Annotated in this window: 11 protein-coding genes; 5 read left to right on the forward strand and 6 right to left on the reverse strand. The window is 56.2% G+C overall.

What is annotated here, in order from left to right; genetic code table 11:
- Nucleotides 1-362: 362 nt before the first annotated feature.
- Both purB and VB780_RS20270 read left to right on the forward strand, forming a co-directional pair.
- Entirely contained in the window at nucleotides 363-1,724 is a 1,362-nt protein-coding gene (gene purB / locus VB780_RS20265) for an adenylosuccinate lyase (protein ID WP_323352990.1), read from the forward strand.
- Nucleotides 1,725-1,871: 147 nt separating this feature from the next.
- The gene (locus VB780_RS20270; RefSeq protein WP_323352991.1) at nucleotides 1,872-3,977 is read left to right on the forward strand and encodes a cation:proton antiporter; all 2,106 of its coding nucleotides are present in this window, start codon (nucleotides 1,872-1,874) and stop codon (nucleotides 3,975-3,977) included.
- Between the two features lie 58 nt (nucleotides 3,978-4,035).
- Here VB780_RS20270 and VB780_RS20275 read toward each other — a convergent pair whose 3' ends face one another.
- A complete protein-coding gene (locus tag VB780_RS20275) occupies nucleotides 4,036-4,590 on the reverse strand; it encodes a DoxX family protein (protein ID WP_323352992.1) in 555 nt (184 codons plus the stop codon).
- An 837-nt stretch (nucleotides 4,591-5,427) separates the two neighbouring features.
- Here VB780_RS20275 and VB780_RS20280 point away from each other — a divergent pair.
- On the forward strand, nucleotides 5,428-5,856 hold the full coding sequence (locus VB780_RS20280) for a hypothetical protein (protein WP_323352993.1): 429 nt from the start codon (nucleotides 5,428-5,430) through the stop codon (nucleotides 5,854-5,856).
- Nucleotides 5,857-5,936: 80 nt separating this feature from the next.
- Here the strand turns inward: VB780_RS20280 and VB780_RS20285 are convergent, their stop codons facing one another.
- Nucleotides 5,937-7,034, reverse strand: coding sequence for a hypothetical protein (locus VB780_RS20285; RefSeq protein ID WP_323352994.1), 1,098 nt, complete (start codon nucleotides 7,032-7,034; stop codon nucleotides 5,937-5,939).
- Nucleotides 7,035-7,149: 115 nt separating this feature from the next.
- Entirely contained in the window at nucleotides 7,150-8,445 is a 1,296-nt protein-coding gene (locus VB780_RS20290) for a hypothetical protein (protein ID WP_323352995.1), read from the reverse strand.
- Between the two features lie 606 nt (nucleotides 8,446-9,051).
- Between VB780_RS20290 and VB780_RS20295 the strand changes: the two genes are divergently transcribed.
- Nucleotides 9,052-10,368, forward strand: coding sequence for a UDP-N-acetylmuramoyl-tripeptide--D-alanyl-D-alanine ligase (locus VB780_RS20295; protein ID WP_323352996.1), 1,317 nt, complete (start codon nucleotides 9,052-9,054; stop codon nucleotides 10,366-10,368).
- A gap of 70 nt (nucleotides 10,369-10,438) precedes the next feature.
- Here VB780_RS20295 and VB780_RS20300 read toward each other — a convergent pair whose 3' ends face one another.
- The 3 genes from VB780_RS20300 to VB780_RS20310 all read right to left on the reverse strand — a co-directional run bounded on the left by VB780_RS20300 (nucleotide 10,439) and on the right by VB780_RS20310 (nucleotide 12,918).
- Nucleotides 10,439-11,575 carry a DUF3086 domain-containing protein gene (locus VB780_RS20300; RefSeq protein WP_323352997.1) on the reverse strand — a complete coding sequence of 379 codons (1,137 nt, stop codon included), beginning with the start codon at nucleotides 11,573-11,575 and terminating at the stop codon, nucleotides 10,439-10,441.
- Between the two features lie 65 nt (nucleotides 11,576-11,640).
- A complete protein-coding gene (locus VB780_RS20305) occupies nucleotides 11,641-12,030 on the reverse strand; it encodes a DUF3119 family protein (RefSeq protein WP_323352998.1) in 390 nt (129 codons plus the stop codon).
- Between the two features lie 90 nt (nucleotides 12,031-12,120).
- Nucleotides 12,121-12,918, reverse strand: coding sequence for an MlaE family lipid ABC transporter permease subunit (locus tag VB780_RS20310; protein ID WP_323352999.1), 798 nt, complete (start codon nucleotides 12,916-12,918; stop codon nucleotides 12,121-12,123).
- 316 nt (nucleotides 12,919-13,234) lie between these two features.
- Between VB780_RS20310 and VB780_RS20315 the strand changes: the two genes are divergently transcribed.
- The gene (locus VB780_RS20315) at nucleotides 13,235-14,824 is read left to right on the forward strand and encodes a pitrilysin family protein (RefSeq protein ID WP_323353000.1); all 1,590 of its coding nucleotides are present in this window, start codon (nucleotides 13,235-13,237) and stop codon (nucleotides 14,822-14,824) included.
- Nucleotides 14,825-14,876: the final 52 nt, after the last annotated feature.

The raw sequence follows: 14,876 nt of genomic DNA on the forward strand, positions 1-14,876 counted from the left end.
TCAGGCAGCGGTGCCCATTGTGCCTTGAAAAACAGTTCTAGGAAGGCTTTCAGGCTTTGGCGCTGATAAGCACTCGGCATCCCGTCCAACAGTTGGTAAATTAGCTCTTGGGCGTGGGCAAGAATCTCCATGGTCCTTGCTGTCTATACGTTTCACGCCCTTTTCTCTCATCCCCCCAGCCAAGGTGCAAGATCTGAGTCTAGGAAAACTCTAATTTTGCCAGCGAGAAGCCCAAGTTTGGTGTTTTCTTGGGCAAGTTGAATGGTCAACCCCTCTACCCGTTGGCATTTCTAGCCAGCGCTACACTTTCAGGCGAACCGATGCCGGAAAAGCGCTATCCCGCGCCTCAGGCATGAAGTATAGTGCTGCATTTTTCCACAGCCCTGGGCCGCCGGGTAGAATGGGACGGTTGTATTCTGACCAAAGCCTTGATTGAACGCTACACCCTGCCCGAAATGGGCGATCTCTGGACCGACGATTACAAGTTTGAAACCTGGCTGCGGGTCGAAATCGCGGTGTGCGAAGCCCAGGCCGAGCTGGGCTACATTCCCCAGTCAGCGGTCGAGGAAATCAAGGCTAAGGCCAAGTTTGATCCCAAGCGCATCCTCGAAATTGAGGCGGAGGTGCGCCACGATGTGATCGCCTTTCTCACCAATGTCAACGAATATGTGGGCGACGCCGGACGCTATATTCACCTGGGTATGACCAGCTCCGACATGCTTGACACAGCCCTGTCGCTACAGTTGGTAGATAGCCTTCAGGTGATCATGATTCACGTGGAGAGCCTGATTCAGGTGATTCGCTATCGGGCTCAGGAGCACCGCGATACGGTGATGATTGGCCGATCCCACGGCATCCATGCCGAGCCGATTACCTTTGGCTTTAAGCTGGCTGGCTGGCTGGCCGAGATGCTGCGCCACCGGGAGCGGTTGACCCATCTACAGGATGCGATCGCCGTCGGCAAAATCTCTGGTGCAGTGGGCACCTACGCCAACATCGACCCCAAAATTGAGGCGCTGGCCTGCCAAAACCTTGGCCTCCGCCCCGACACTGCCTCTACCCAGGTGATCTCCCGCGATATTCACGCCGACTTCATGAATGCTCTGGCTCTGCTCGGGGCCTCCATCGAGCGGTTTGCCGTCGAAATTCGCAACCTACAGCGCACTGATGTGCTGGAAGTTGAAGAATTCTTCTCCAAAAAGCAAAAGGGTTCGTCGGCCATGCCCCACAAGCGCAACCCCATCCGCTCGGAGCGGCTGACGGGGATGGCGAGACTGCTGCGCGGCAACGCCATGGCGGCGCTAGAGAATGTGGCCCTGTGGCACGAGCGCGACATTTCCCACAGTTCGGTGGAGCGGGTGGCTTTTCCCGACAGCTGCATACTCACCCACTTCATGTTGGTAGAAACCACCGAGCTAATCAAAAATCTGCTGGTCTACCCCGAAAACATGGCCCGCAATATGAACGTCTATGGTGGCGTTGTATTTAGCCAGGGGGTACTGCTAGCCCTAGTGGATAAGGGGCTGGCACGGGAACAGGCCTATGCGATCGTGCAGTCTTGTGCCCACCAGGCCTGGAACACCGACGACGGCAACTTTCGCGGCCTTATTGAGGCCGACGAGCGGGTTACAGCCCATCTATCCACGGCAGAGATTGACCTCTGCTTTAGCCCCGATCGCCACCTGCGCAACCTCGACCAGGTTTACCAACGGCTGGGGATCTGAGCCAAATCGCTCGGCCTGTAGCTGACAGACCAGACAAACCAAGACTTTTTTGCGAGAGTTTGCGATAGTTAATGCGCATTGCCCTAGCCTCACCTGCCTGGGAGAGGCCAGCCTGTTTTAGCGCCCGTTCTCACTTCAGGAGCACCCATGGCTGCATTGACAACCGGAGATAGCGCAGCAGGGCTGCTCAGCTTTTTGCCCGACAGTCCCATTGTGGCCTTCACGGTGCTGCTGCTGGTGACATTAATTATTCCGCCCATTTTTGAGCGGCTGCGGCTGCCAGGGCTGGTGGGTTTGTTGGCGGCGGGGGTGCTATTGGGGCCGAGTGTGGCCGGGCTCTTAGACCCAGCGGGGGATGTAGAAACCCTGCTGTCTGACGTGGGCAAAATCTACCTCATGTTTGTGGCTGGGCTGGAGATTGACCTCAAGGACTTTAAGCGTACCCGCAACCGCTCCTTGGGGTTTGGCTTCACTACCTTCGCCGTGCCGCTGATTGCGGGCATCCTGCTGAGCCGCATCTTTGGATTTAATTGGATTGCGGCGGTGCTAGTGGGGTCACTGCTGGCCTCCCATACGCTGCTAGCCTACCCGATTGTGATGCGGTTGGGCATCACCAAAGAGCCCTCCGTAGGGGCCACGGTAGGAGCAACGATTTTCACCGACATTGGGGCGCTGCTGGTGCTGGCCATGTGCGTCGCCGCCCAGGCGGGAGAATTTTCAGCCCGCACGGTGGTGACGCAGCTGGTGATGCTGGGGCTGTTTGCCACGGCGGTGCTGGTGGGCATCGACTGGGCGGGCAAGCAGTACTTTAAGCGCAACGGCGATCGCGAAGGCAATCAGTTTTTGTTTGTGCTGGCGGCGGTTTTTTTAGCCGCGGTAGGGTCACAGCTGATCAATGTTGACAAGATTGTGGGGGCGTTTTTGGCGGGGCTAGCGGTCAATGACGTGGTGGGCAATGGCCCAGTCAAAGAAAAAGTGGAGTTTGTCGGGGGGGTGCTGTTCATTCCCTTTTTCTTTGTGTGCATGGGGCTGCTGCTCGACCTCCAGGTGTTCGTCGATTCGATGACCACTAACCTGGCTTTTACTCTGGCGCTGACGGGTACACTCATCCTCAGTAAGTTTTTAGCCGCCCTGGCCACCAAACCCTTTTACCGATACAGCTGGACTCAGATTTTCACCATGTGGTCACTGTCGATGCCCCAGGTGGCTGCTACCCTGGCCGCAGCCCTGGTGGGATTGCAGCAGGGCATTATCTCAGATTTAGAATTCAACGCTGTCATTGTGATGATGTTGATTACCTCGGTGCTGGGGCCGCTGCTCACCGCCCGATTTGCCGGGCGGCTAGTGGCTCCCAAACTGGCTCGCCCTGAGACTGAGTTAAACTCGCTCTGGTTTGACTACGGGGCGGCCCCCGAAAGCCGCAAAGACTCTACCATCACCGGCCCCTTTACAGTGGTCGTGCCCATCTACAATCCGGTGACCCAGCGCTACTTGATTGAAATGGCCGCTCTGCTGGCCAGCCACGAGGGAGGGTATGTCATACCGGTAACGGTGGCCCGTGCCCACGTGCATATGGATGACCCCAAGCTGGTGACCGCCCTAGAGCACTGCCGCAAACTGCTGCAAAAAGCCGAAGCCCTAAGCCAGGAGTTTAAAGCCCAGGCCTACTCGGTGCTGCGCATTGACGACGATGTGTCGGAAGGCATTACCCGCACCGCCCGTGAGCAAAACGCCAGCCTCATTTTGCTGGGCTGGAGCCGCCAAGGGTTTAGAGCCAAACTCTTTGGCACCTTAGTTGACGAGGTATTTTGGTCGAGCCACTGCCCGGTAGCCGTAGCTCGACTGCTCGCCGAGCCCATCGACATTCGCCGGGTGCTGGTGCCGATGAAGACCATCACCCCCCAAGCGGTGCGCACGGTGCGCTTTGCCCAAATGTTTGCCGACACCCACAAGGCCGAAGTGACCCTGCTGCACGTGTGCGATCGCCACACCCCCGAGAGTCAAGTCAAGGCTCTAGAATCCGCCCTAGCCAAGGTCATGGCCGAAGGCCCGTCCGTCAGTTGGACACTGCTCACCCTGAGCCACGACAACCCAGCCGAAGTGATTCTCGAAACGGCCCAAACCCACGACATGATTGTGCTGCGATCGATGCGGCGGCGCACCGCTGGCGGTCTGGCCGTGAGCAATGTCACCCATCAGGTAATCGACGAAGCCGCCTGTTCCCTGGTGCTATTTGGCGAACCTCATACCTAGCCCCAAACCAAAGCCCCCTTGCCTAGGCAAGGGGGCTTTGAAAACCTGACCAGACCGACTAAAGCGCCGACTTGGTGCCAGACTTGGCCTCGTCCGACCGTTGAAACACGTCTTCTAGGGAAGCCCGCTTGCCGTCGGCCTGGTTAGTGCGCAGCCCGTTGAGCACATTGGCCAACAGCGCATCCACTGAAAACCGCCCCCCACCATTGATCACAAAAAACAGGAAAGTAGCGGCGTAAAGGGCAGACAGCTCCAGATAAGGAATGCTGAGACCTGCGACCTTAACGTGATGGTACATCGCTACCAGCATGGTAAAAAGCAGACCCATCGCGGCGGGACGGGTAAACAGCCCTAGTGCAACTAGGGGAGCGCCAATCAGTTCGGTAAAGGCCGCCATATAGCTGAGGGTAATGGGGAACGGCAAACCCAGATAAGCCACATAGGCATTGGCGAAGCTCTCGATATTGGCTAGCTTGTCAAGACCGTTATGAATCATTACGACACCGGCGACGACTCTCAGAATTGTCCAAGAAATCTGAAAAGCGGTGTTGGTGGATTGATTGGGCTGAAGCGCAAGGCCGCCCAGGGATAGGATGCGTTGCTGAGCAATCATAGTGATTAAGAAAAATTAACGTTGTTATTAATTATCCTAACGAAGTTTTTAGAAGAGTAAAGGATCTGCTCTTGCCATTTTACTCTTCTCGCTAAAAAATATGTCCCACGGCAATTGGCGGAGATAACCCCCATGGGATTGCCTCGCAGAGATATAGGGAAACAGCAGCAAAATCAAAGCATTAGCCCCCAGAAACTCTGCATAACCTTTATTTGCCTGCGCGATCGCCGAGCTTGCTCTTTCAGGCGACTGGTTCGGTAGTCTGTGGTAGCCGACGCCATCCCGGCTTCGGTCGATAGTGCCTCTGTGGCCTGCAACGCAGGCCGTTGCGGGTATCCTTCACAGCTGAAGCTTAGGGATCAGAGTCGTCTACTTATGCCCGGCGGCAGTCGATGGGCAAAGACATTAGACATCCTAGGTCACCGAGGTCGAGGGCATTGCCGCCGAGAACGAATGGGGCACCATTGGTACCTATGCAGATCAGATCGATTTCCTCTGGGAAAAACAAATGGTGACTTTTTCCCAAAATTGGCTGCTGTCGCGGTAGCTTATCTAGACAAAGCTAATAGCCGAGGGTTGCTGCCTTAGCCCTATTTCCCTCCGTGAACGCGATGGCGTCATGCCCCAGCCCCCCGTCGCGTTCACGGAAGTTAGAATCCGGCACTAAAGCCAAGGGATGGATCCCTAACGACTTCCCAAACTTTGAATAACTAGCTCCGTTCAAACTTTCTGAGCGTCAGTGTTAACTTTTTTATCTAGTTGTCGCTCTACCTGGTGAGAGGGCGTAACGGAACTTGATAATCAATTCAGAAACGCAGATAAATCAAGGACATACCCATGGGTTTAATTAAGTCTATTTTTGGGGCGATCTTTGGGCTGATTGGCGGCATCTTCAAGACCGTTAGTGGCCTGGTAGGTCTGGGCAAAAAGTCTGAATTTTTCATGGAGCTCGATGAATCTGACAGCAGCGCCCCACCGGAAGCACCCGCTCTCGCCGCCCCCGCCGAAGCCAAGGCTGAGGCAGCCGCTCCCGCTAAAGCAGTTGCTAAAGCTCCAGCGAAGGCTTCAGCTAAAGCAGCAACCAAAGCTCCCGCTAAAGCTGCTCCCGCTCCCGCTCCTGTAGCAACAGCACCCGCTGACCCTGTACCTACCGCCTTTGCCTCTACCTACCTGACCAGCGTGGGTACGGCCCTGCCCCGTCGCCGCCGCCCCGGTCCTAGCCTGTCTCCCTTTATGGATATGGCTAAGCAGGTCAAGACCCGCTAATCCAGCGACTCCACGTAGGCAACAGGGGTTGATTCACGGTTCAGAGGTTAGGGTTGATTATCGGCCCTGACCTCTGAACTTTAATTTTTAGAACCTCTAGCGTCTCCTTCCACCACAAACCGCAGCCCGCTGTACAAGTGAAAGGCCCCATCCCAGGGCGAGGGCAGCGATCGCCCCAGATCAATCTGGTGTTCAAAGGTAGGGAGTAGCTCTATTAAGTCCAGAGCGCTCTCTCCGAACCCGCTAAAATCGGCGATCGGTGCCGGAGCGATGCGGTCTTCAAAGTAGCTTTTCATCGCCTTCCATGCGGTGCCAGCAATCAAGGGGGATGGATACGCTGTCGCTGGGGGCAGCGGTATCGCCTCGCGGTATTTATAGGTGCGATCGCATAGCCGCAGCACGCATCCGCGCCCGTGCAGGTGCCAGTCGATCACCTCGCCGTAGTCCTGGGTAGCATCTTTGCGCTTGAGCTTGCCCCGCACATCTAGATCGACTACCGATTCATAAATGGGTAGCTGCCCTACCACCCACTGGGTAATGTCGCCCCAGGCGAGCTGAATAGTGCCCTGTTGACCCGCGTCATTCAGGCACACCACCGTCAGCTCTGGCTCCACCGCACGAATGGCCTGCACCCGAAAGGTAGCCAGCCCCTTAACCTGATCCACCGTAGCCCACCGAGCAGGCGTGCCCTCGGCCTTAAGCTGCTCGCAAAAGTACTGCGTTTCCCCCGCTGTCCCTACCCGCAGCAGACGCCAGTGTTTGCTGGGAAGTCGGGTTCTGGCGGTGTAGACATCAATCTGCATGACCCGGGCTAGGCCCTGGGCAGCCGGTTCGCGGCGATCGCCCGTCACCGGCTCTAGCGCCAGCACCGCCGTCGCCCCTGCCCCCGGCTGCTGCTTGGCAGCACTCAGATCGTGCTCTCGGCGCTGGGCCAGCCGATCGCGCACCCGCTGCACACCCTCGCGCGCCTGGCTCAGCACCTTAGAATTGGCAGTGCTTTGCAGCAGTCGGGTGTACGTGATCTGAGCCTTCTCTAGCTCGCCCTTGGCTTCCCAGTACTGCCCCATGGCCAGCTTCAGCCAGGGATCTTGGGGCGTCTTTTGCTGCCACTGCTTAATCAGCTGGGCTGCCTGGGTCAGCTGCTGAGCCCTCAGGGCCGCAGAAACAAGGTCGTACATAGATAGGCAATGGAGATCGGCGCGTGGTACGACTCTAGCATTTGCGCCAGGGCTAGACTTGGGCAACTCTCCCCTCTGGCGATCGCCGCTGCCTCAGCTATGCCCCAGCAACACCCTAGCGAGCCCCGGCATGGGACAGATCGACACTGCCAAAGTTGAGGCTAAGGGCAATGTTGATGTTTTCAAACATATTGACCAACCAGGCCACCGTTTCGCTGGAGGCCGTTTCGTAGTGGTTAAACAACAGCGAAAACCGCCGCTCTAAGAAGGGCCTAACCTTTTGACAAATCAGCAAAATTCTCAGCAGCAGGCCCGTAGTGTGCACCGGCCCAAGGTTGTTGATTAGGTCAAGAAATACATAGTGCTGCCGACCGGCGCTGGGGTCAACCACCAAGAAGTTGAACAGGTTGCTGCACGTCCGCACCTTGAGAAAGTCATCCATCGGCTTGCTGTCGCTGTCAGTAAAGGTAGACAGCAGGTGGCCTTCCAGCATGGCTTTGAACTGCCGCTGGCTGTATCCAGCGTCGACATCGGCAATGATGTAGTCAAACAGGTCTTCTTTGAACTGCCGAAACGAAGCGCCGTGGTTGTGGGTGAGCAAAAAGCGCTGGGCCCCATCGCGGTAGCTTTGGCCATGATCGCGGCGGCGGGCAAACTGCTTCAGCGACGAAACCAGCTCTTTATCATTCAGCAGAGTGGGATTGTGCACCACCCGCAGCCGATCGGCAAAGTTCGTCTGGCCCTGGCTATGCAGTCGCCCGCGACGAACCCGATAGGTGACGTAGTGACTCAGGTCAACCTCAAACTTGTGCTGGGCCTCAACCTGCATGTGACGCACATACTGCTGATGCTGAAGATCGCTGTCTTCAGTGACCAAACAGTGCTCATAGAGGTAGGGATAGCGGTTGATCAGCGACCCCAGAGGCACGGCTTCGGCCTGTCGATGGCGGGGCAGAGCCGAGTGGCGTGCCTCAATGATGCGGCCCAGGCGTTTGAGGGCTAGATACTGCTCCGTATCGTGGAAATCCTGGGTGACCTGGCGAAGACGGCGAATAGACCGCGATCGCGACAGCTCTGGCACCCGACCAGTAGGCACCGACTCCAGCAGTTCGATCAGAATTGGAATAGCTGGCTGCGACTGGGTATTGGTTTGCCAGCGGTTGATGAGAATATGGCAGCAGCGGTTGAGAATAAACCGAAAATACTCTTCGATCTCGTGGGAAGCCAGCAGGCGATCGAGGGCGGCGACGACATCGCGATCGGGGTAGCCAAACCCGTCTAGGAACAGTGCCTGAAACCGATCAATCATGGCATCAGGCGACTCAACGCCCACGCAGTTCAGCAGATGACTGTAGAGACGCTGCTCATCGGCGGAGGTAATTCGATTGTTATAGGTCGCTTTTATCTTCACCGTTTTACCGCCCTTGCCCCACCAGCAGATGTGCTCAGCCAACTAAGCCCATAGGGACTGCGATGAGAAAAACTTGAATGCTAAACTCACTGACTCAAGTACGAACTTAAAAGATGCACGGTTTCGATGGCAGTAACAGTCCTTGGGTTCATTAAAGTCGATCGATAACCCTGTTCGCGTCAGTTTTTACACTGGGCTGTTGTCTGCGTATCTCAAGATTACTGCGTGAATTTCCTAGTTTCTGGGATTATGTCGAGAGCGTTAACAAAGCTCTGGTAAAGTTCTTTACCCAATCATGAGGCAGTAGTGAACCCTGATAGGGTTAGGATACCCATACTTCAGGGCTATCCACCTCAAAGCCCTCGGTGTCTAAACGGTGTTTATAGACTGAAAACCCTATCTCAAGAAGGCTTGCCCCAGTCCATAGGCAATTCTCATTTAACCCAAATCTGATGGGCAGACCCCCGACTCCTGGGGTCAGAATTCCTCTACAATCAGAACACTTTTGCGGCGACACCTAGCCACAAACCGGCGGGTCGCAGGCTCGCTATCGCTACTACCACCGACTTCATGGGCTTTTCATCTCTGGCTACCCTGGCTGCAGCTATGCAGGCTCCTCTAGAACATGTGCCGCCTGCTCACCGAGAAAACTGGGTAGCAAATATTACTACCGACAGCCGCGACATCCGTGAAAACGCTCTTTTTATTGCCCTGACGGGCGATCGCTTTGACGGTCATGGGTTTGTTGAGGCGGCGATCGCTCAGGGTGCCGTAGCCGCCGTGGTAGAGCAAGGTAAGGTTTTACCTAATTTGCCTTGCCTGCCGGTGGCCGATACCCTTGGGGCTTACCAATCTTTAGGGCACTGGTGGCGTACCCAACAGCAGGCCAGCATTATTGCCATTACTGGGTCGGTGGGTAAAACCACCACCAAAGAGCTGATTGCGGCGGCCCTAGGCACCCAAGGAGCGGTGCATAAAACCCAGGCCAACTACAACAACGACATTGGCGTCCCGAAAACGCTGCTTCAGATACAGCCCAGTCACGCCTTTGGGGTGATCGAAATGGGCATGCGGGGGCCAGGAGAAATTGCCCGGCTGGCCCGCATTGCCGTCCCCGATGTGGCCGTCATCACCAATGTGGGAACAGCGCACATTGGCCGACTGGGGTCAGAGCAGGCGATCGCTGACGCCAAGTGCGAATTGCTGGCTGAACTCCCACCCCAGGGTATTGCAGTGCTCAACCATGACAACGCCAGGCTCATAGCCACGGCCAGCACCGTGTGGGCCGGGCGCACCATCACCTTTGGCCTAGAGGGCGGAGACGTGCAGGGCGAGCTAGTCAATCCTCAAACCCTTGAAGTGCAGGGAGTAAGCCTGCCCCTGCCACTGCCAGGTCGCCATAATGCTTTGAATCTGCTGGCGGCGATCGCCGTTATGCAGGCCCTCAACCTTGACTGGCGGGTGCTCAGCCAAGGCATTGCTGTAGAGTTGCCCAGCGGTCGTGCCCGGCAAATTTCTCTACCCAACGATATTATGCTGCTCGATGAGACCTACAACGCTGGGGTAGAGTCGATGACGGCGGCCCTCCATCTACTGGCCGAAACGCCAGGGCAACGACGGATTGCCGTGCTGGGCACCATGAAAGAGCTAGGGGAGCGATCGGTCGATCTGCACCGCCAGATTGGGCAGGTTGTGAGCCATCTGAGGCTAGATGCCCTGCTCACCCTGGCCGACCCTGATGAATCCCTAGCCCTGGCGGAGGGATCGGCGGGCGTCAAGACTGTGGGGTTCAGCGATCATAGGTCTCTAGCCCGGCATCTGCAAGGCATGCTGCAGCCAGGCGATCGCGTTTTGCTCAAAGCGTCGCGATCGGTGGCCCTAGACCAAGTAGTCGAGATCCTGACAAAGTCCCCAGATTCCTAGGCTAAACCACATTCTCAACCCGATCATCCCCTACAGGCTTAGGGTCAGTTTCTCATCACCATGAGGGATGCTAGTAGTCATACTCAGCCACCGGGTTCATAGGGTCGGGGGCAAAAGCCAGCCACAGCGGAAATTGCAGTAATGCCAGACTAATCACCGACTCAGCTTCATCCACCACAATGAAGGGCAGGCCATTGTCGGCAGTAATGCGATCGGCCCGCTGGGCCAGAGGCTCTGGCGCATCAAACAGCATTACCCCCTGACCAGTGCCAAAGTCAGCACGAGAAATACCCAGGCAATCTTGCAGACCCCGACGCCATTCTCCCAAGCGCTCAGGGCTGTTAGAGAGCACGAGGGTCCGCAGACGATTGCCGTAGAGGGCATACAAAATCGACAGCGCAGAGGAAGCCACCAGCACATTTTGCAGGCGGCTGCCCATACTCTTAACCGCTCCCCGTCCTCCCTGGGCAAAGAACCAGTTAGACACCCGCTCAGCATGAATAGGTTCGAAGGTGCGACGCAGCTGCCACAGAGGGCCGTAATAGTCAGGCCGCATGCGGTACTGGTCGAGCAGGCTGCGAATACGCTCGGTTTGATCTTGAAAGGCGTTAGAGGCAAAGGCCGGCTGCCCAGAGGCAGGCTCAGCAGTTCGGCGGGGTGAAGAACGATTCGCAGACCGCTCCGTCCCGAAATCGCCCCGAGCAGCCATCTCCAGCGCGGCGGTAGGCCGCGCCGCTGGAGACAGATCAAGCTGCTCTGCCGCCACCGACAGATCTTGCAGGCTACCCACTAGATAGTCTTTGAAGCCCTGCACCCGTACCGCTAAATCTTGGGATGCTCCGGCAAAGGTAGTGCGCATTTCCGCCTGAATGCGCTCTTGGCGGCGCTCCAGGGTCTCAATTTCCTTTTGGAGAGTACGCTTACGCTGCTCTAGGTCTGCTGTCCCCTGCTGTACCATGCGGCCAACATCAGCCTGAATTTTTTGAAACTGATCTTGGGTAAGACGGTTGTAGGTCGTTTGCAGATCAGCAATGCTGCGCTTGAGGTCAGTCTCCTGCTGGCGCAGAGCATCAATGCGAGTACTCCAGTCTGACTTAAGACCCGCTGAATCGGCGGAACCAAAAGCAGAACTAGCCTCCGGACTGCCATGGCCACTGGCACCACTCTCCGGCCCCAGGCCTGATTTCGATAGCTCCTCTGCGGTCATAATGGCTCCATAGACCCTGTTGTCAGCCTATCAGATGAGGGCTTAGTTCGCCTCTCACCAGCCCGTTACTCTTCCTCCTGGGCCGTTGCGCAGTGGGTTTCAAGGCAGGTGCGCAATTCGCTGGAGCCAAATATAATCGGTAAAAAGTGAATGCTATTAACCTCGCGAAAGTAAAACAGCACTGGCACTGGTTCCCAAAAAATCTCCCAATGTTGCCATTCTGCGTAGGGAAAGTGGCGAATCAGGGTGTCTCCCCGATAGATATCGAGGGCGCTGTCGGTAAACCGCAGCCGCAGCATTCGGGTCTGCACCAGCAAGAACAGGCCGAAGAGACCCACCAACGCTCCCAGCCAAATGTTTCCGAACGCTAGCAATAGGCCGAGGCCCATCACCACCAAAGGGATACGGTAGCTGCGCGGCAGATCAGTATAGGTCGCTGTAGTACTAGAAGTCACAATTCACGAGGCTCATAGAGATTAAAACTAACCAAAAGTATAGGAGAATCTACCCTCACGCTAGACGTACATCCTCTTGACCAGGCCCCCCTAAAAGTTGCTCATAACAGCACTGCCAGTGCCTTGGAACATCAGCCACGAGAGAAAAAAGTTGCTGATAAAAATAGCTAGCAGTGCTGTCACCACCGCCGTGGTAGTAGATTGCCCGACCCCTTTAGCACCACCCGTAGTGGTCAGCCCCCAGCTAGTCCCAATGATGGCAATTAAGATGCCGAAGAAAAATGCCTTGATCAGCGAACTCACCAGATCCCAAATTGACAGAAAGTTTTTAGCGGAATCTAAAAAGACTGAATAAGTGATGCCGTATTGATTGGTGGCAATCAAAAGACCACCCGTCATACCGGTGATAAATGACAGCACATTTAGCAATGGCAGCATCAGGGCACAGGCGATCACCCTAGGAATCACCAGGTAATCAATAGGGTCGGTTTTGAGAATTTGCAGGGCATCGATTTGTTCAGTGACGCGCATGGTGCCGATTTCAGCCGCAAAAGCTGACCCCACCCGCCCAGCAATAATCACCGCTGTCAGCACTGGGCCTAGCTCTCGGGCCAGGGTAAGAGCCAGCACGCCACCCACCGCAGCCCCCGCCCCAAAGCTGAGGAACTCTCGCGTCACCTGAATAGTGAACACCATGCCCACAAAGGCTGCCGTAATCAGGGCAATGAGCAATGACTCAGGCCCCACAGCCGCCATTTGCTCTAGGGTATTGCGCCGATGCACTGGACGAGAGATCAGGTGAATGACGACCTGTCCTGACAAAAAGGTCGCTGCTAGGGCTCGTTGGGCCCACTGTTTCAGGTTTGAGCTATCCGCTGCCTGTGTCAACGTCTAACCTCTTTGGTGGAACGTTAGTAATATTGAAAGCCCAGTTCGCTGACGGCCTGGGTAAGGCCTACCCCTAAAGAGTACTGTGTTGCTTGAGCACATTGGGAGTGATTTGGCTTGAGGGCAAATCGCTAGTAGGGTCTGATGCTTATCCAATTGCGGGTTATGTAGGAACTCTACTGAGGATTTAAGGCTTTAACAACCGCCTCAAGGCCTAGCTGAACCCGAGGGTCGGGAATATAGGGTGTGGTCATTGTCTGTAAGACTCCACTATCCTGGAAAGCGGAGTCTAGCCCATCCTGATTGAGTGCAGCTTATGAATGGAACACCGCCGACCGACCGAGGCTTTTGGGCAGGGGCAAGACACCGCCTACGCCCTGCTCTAGTCGGCCTGGTAGCGTTAGTTAGCCTTTGGGTGTGGTGGCCCATTGCCCCGGCAGCGGCGAGAGAGCCCTTACAAACCGCCCAGGCCATTCAGCCCTATCTGGATCGGGTAGCGGACGCTGTTACCGAGTTTACTCTCGACAACGGTATGAAGTTCATTGTGCTGGAGCGGCACCAGGCCCCGGTGGTGTCGTTTATGATTCACGCCAACGTAGGCGCGGTAGATGAAACCGATGGCAAGACTGGAGTGGCTCACTATCTGGAGCACCTGGCCTTCAAAGGTACCAGCCGCATTGGCACTAAAGACTTTGCCGCCGAGCAGCGGGTGATGACCGAGCTAGACGCTGTGTTTGACCAGCTGTTGGCTGCTCAGACGGCAGGCGATACCGCCAAAACCGCCCAGTTGGAGGAGGAACTAGTGGGGCTGCAAAAAGAAGCCGCCAGTTTTGTGGAGCAAAACCAGTACGGCCAGATTATTCAGCAGGCGGGAGGAGTCGGCCTCAACGCCACTACCTCGGCCGATGAAACCCGCTACTTCTACAGCCTACCCGCCAATAAGCTGGAGCTCTGGATGTCGCTGGAGTCGGAGCGGTTTCTTGACCCGGTGTTTCGCGAATTTTATGAAGAAAAAGATGTAATTCTGGAAGAACGGCGCATGCGGGTGGATAACTCCCCCATTGGCACCATGATTGAGCGGTTTTTGGAGGAGGCGTTTGTCAGCCACCCCTATCGTCGCCCGGTGATTGGCTACCAGGACGACCTCTTTGTGGCCACCCGTGAGGATGTGCAAACGTTTTACGACACCTATTATGGCCCTGCCAACCTGACCGCTGTGGTCGTGGGCGATGTTGACCCCGCTGAGGTGAAGCGTTTAGCCGAGGTTTACTTTAGCCGCTATACTCCTCGGGCGGTGCCGCCCGAGCCTACTATTGACGAACCACCCCAGACTGCGGCTAAGGAATTTTCGCTGGCCCTGCCCTCGGAGCCCTGGTACTTAGAGGGGTATCACCGGCCTAGCCTGCGCCACCCCGATCACGTGATCTACGGCATGATTGAGAGTCTGCTGGTGGGTGGGCGGACGTCTAGAATCTACAAAACCGTGGTAGACGATGCCCGTATTGCCTTGGATATTGGCAGTCTGAATGGGTTTCCGGGCGATCGCTACGACAACATCTTTTTGATCTATGGCCTCACGGCCCCCAACCACACTCCCGAGGAAATTGGCGCTCTTTTTGCCCAGGAACTAGACCGGATCAAGCAGGAGCCCGTCAGCCCTGATGAGCTAGACCGGGTAAAAACCCAGGCTCGGGCGGGACTATTACAGAGTTTGGCCTCTAACGGCGGTATGGCCTCGCTGCTGGCCGAATATCAGGCTAAAACCGGCGACTGGCGAAATATATTCAACAATCTCAAAGCCATTGAGGCGGTTTCAGCAGCGGACATTCAGCGGGTAGCGAAAACTCTGTTTCGGCCCGAAAATCGCACCGTCGGCAAGCTAGTCCAGGCTCCGTCTGCTGAATAGGCCACAAGTCCGGTTGATTTAAGCCAGCCGGAGAACGGACGAGTAGCTTAAA

This window comes from Leptolyngbya sp. CCNP1308 (assembly GCF_034932455.1).
In the GTDB taxonomy this organism is placed as follows: Bacteria; Cyanobacteriota; Cyanobacteriia; order Phormidesmidales; family Phormidesmidaceae; genus Nodosilinea.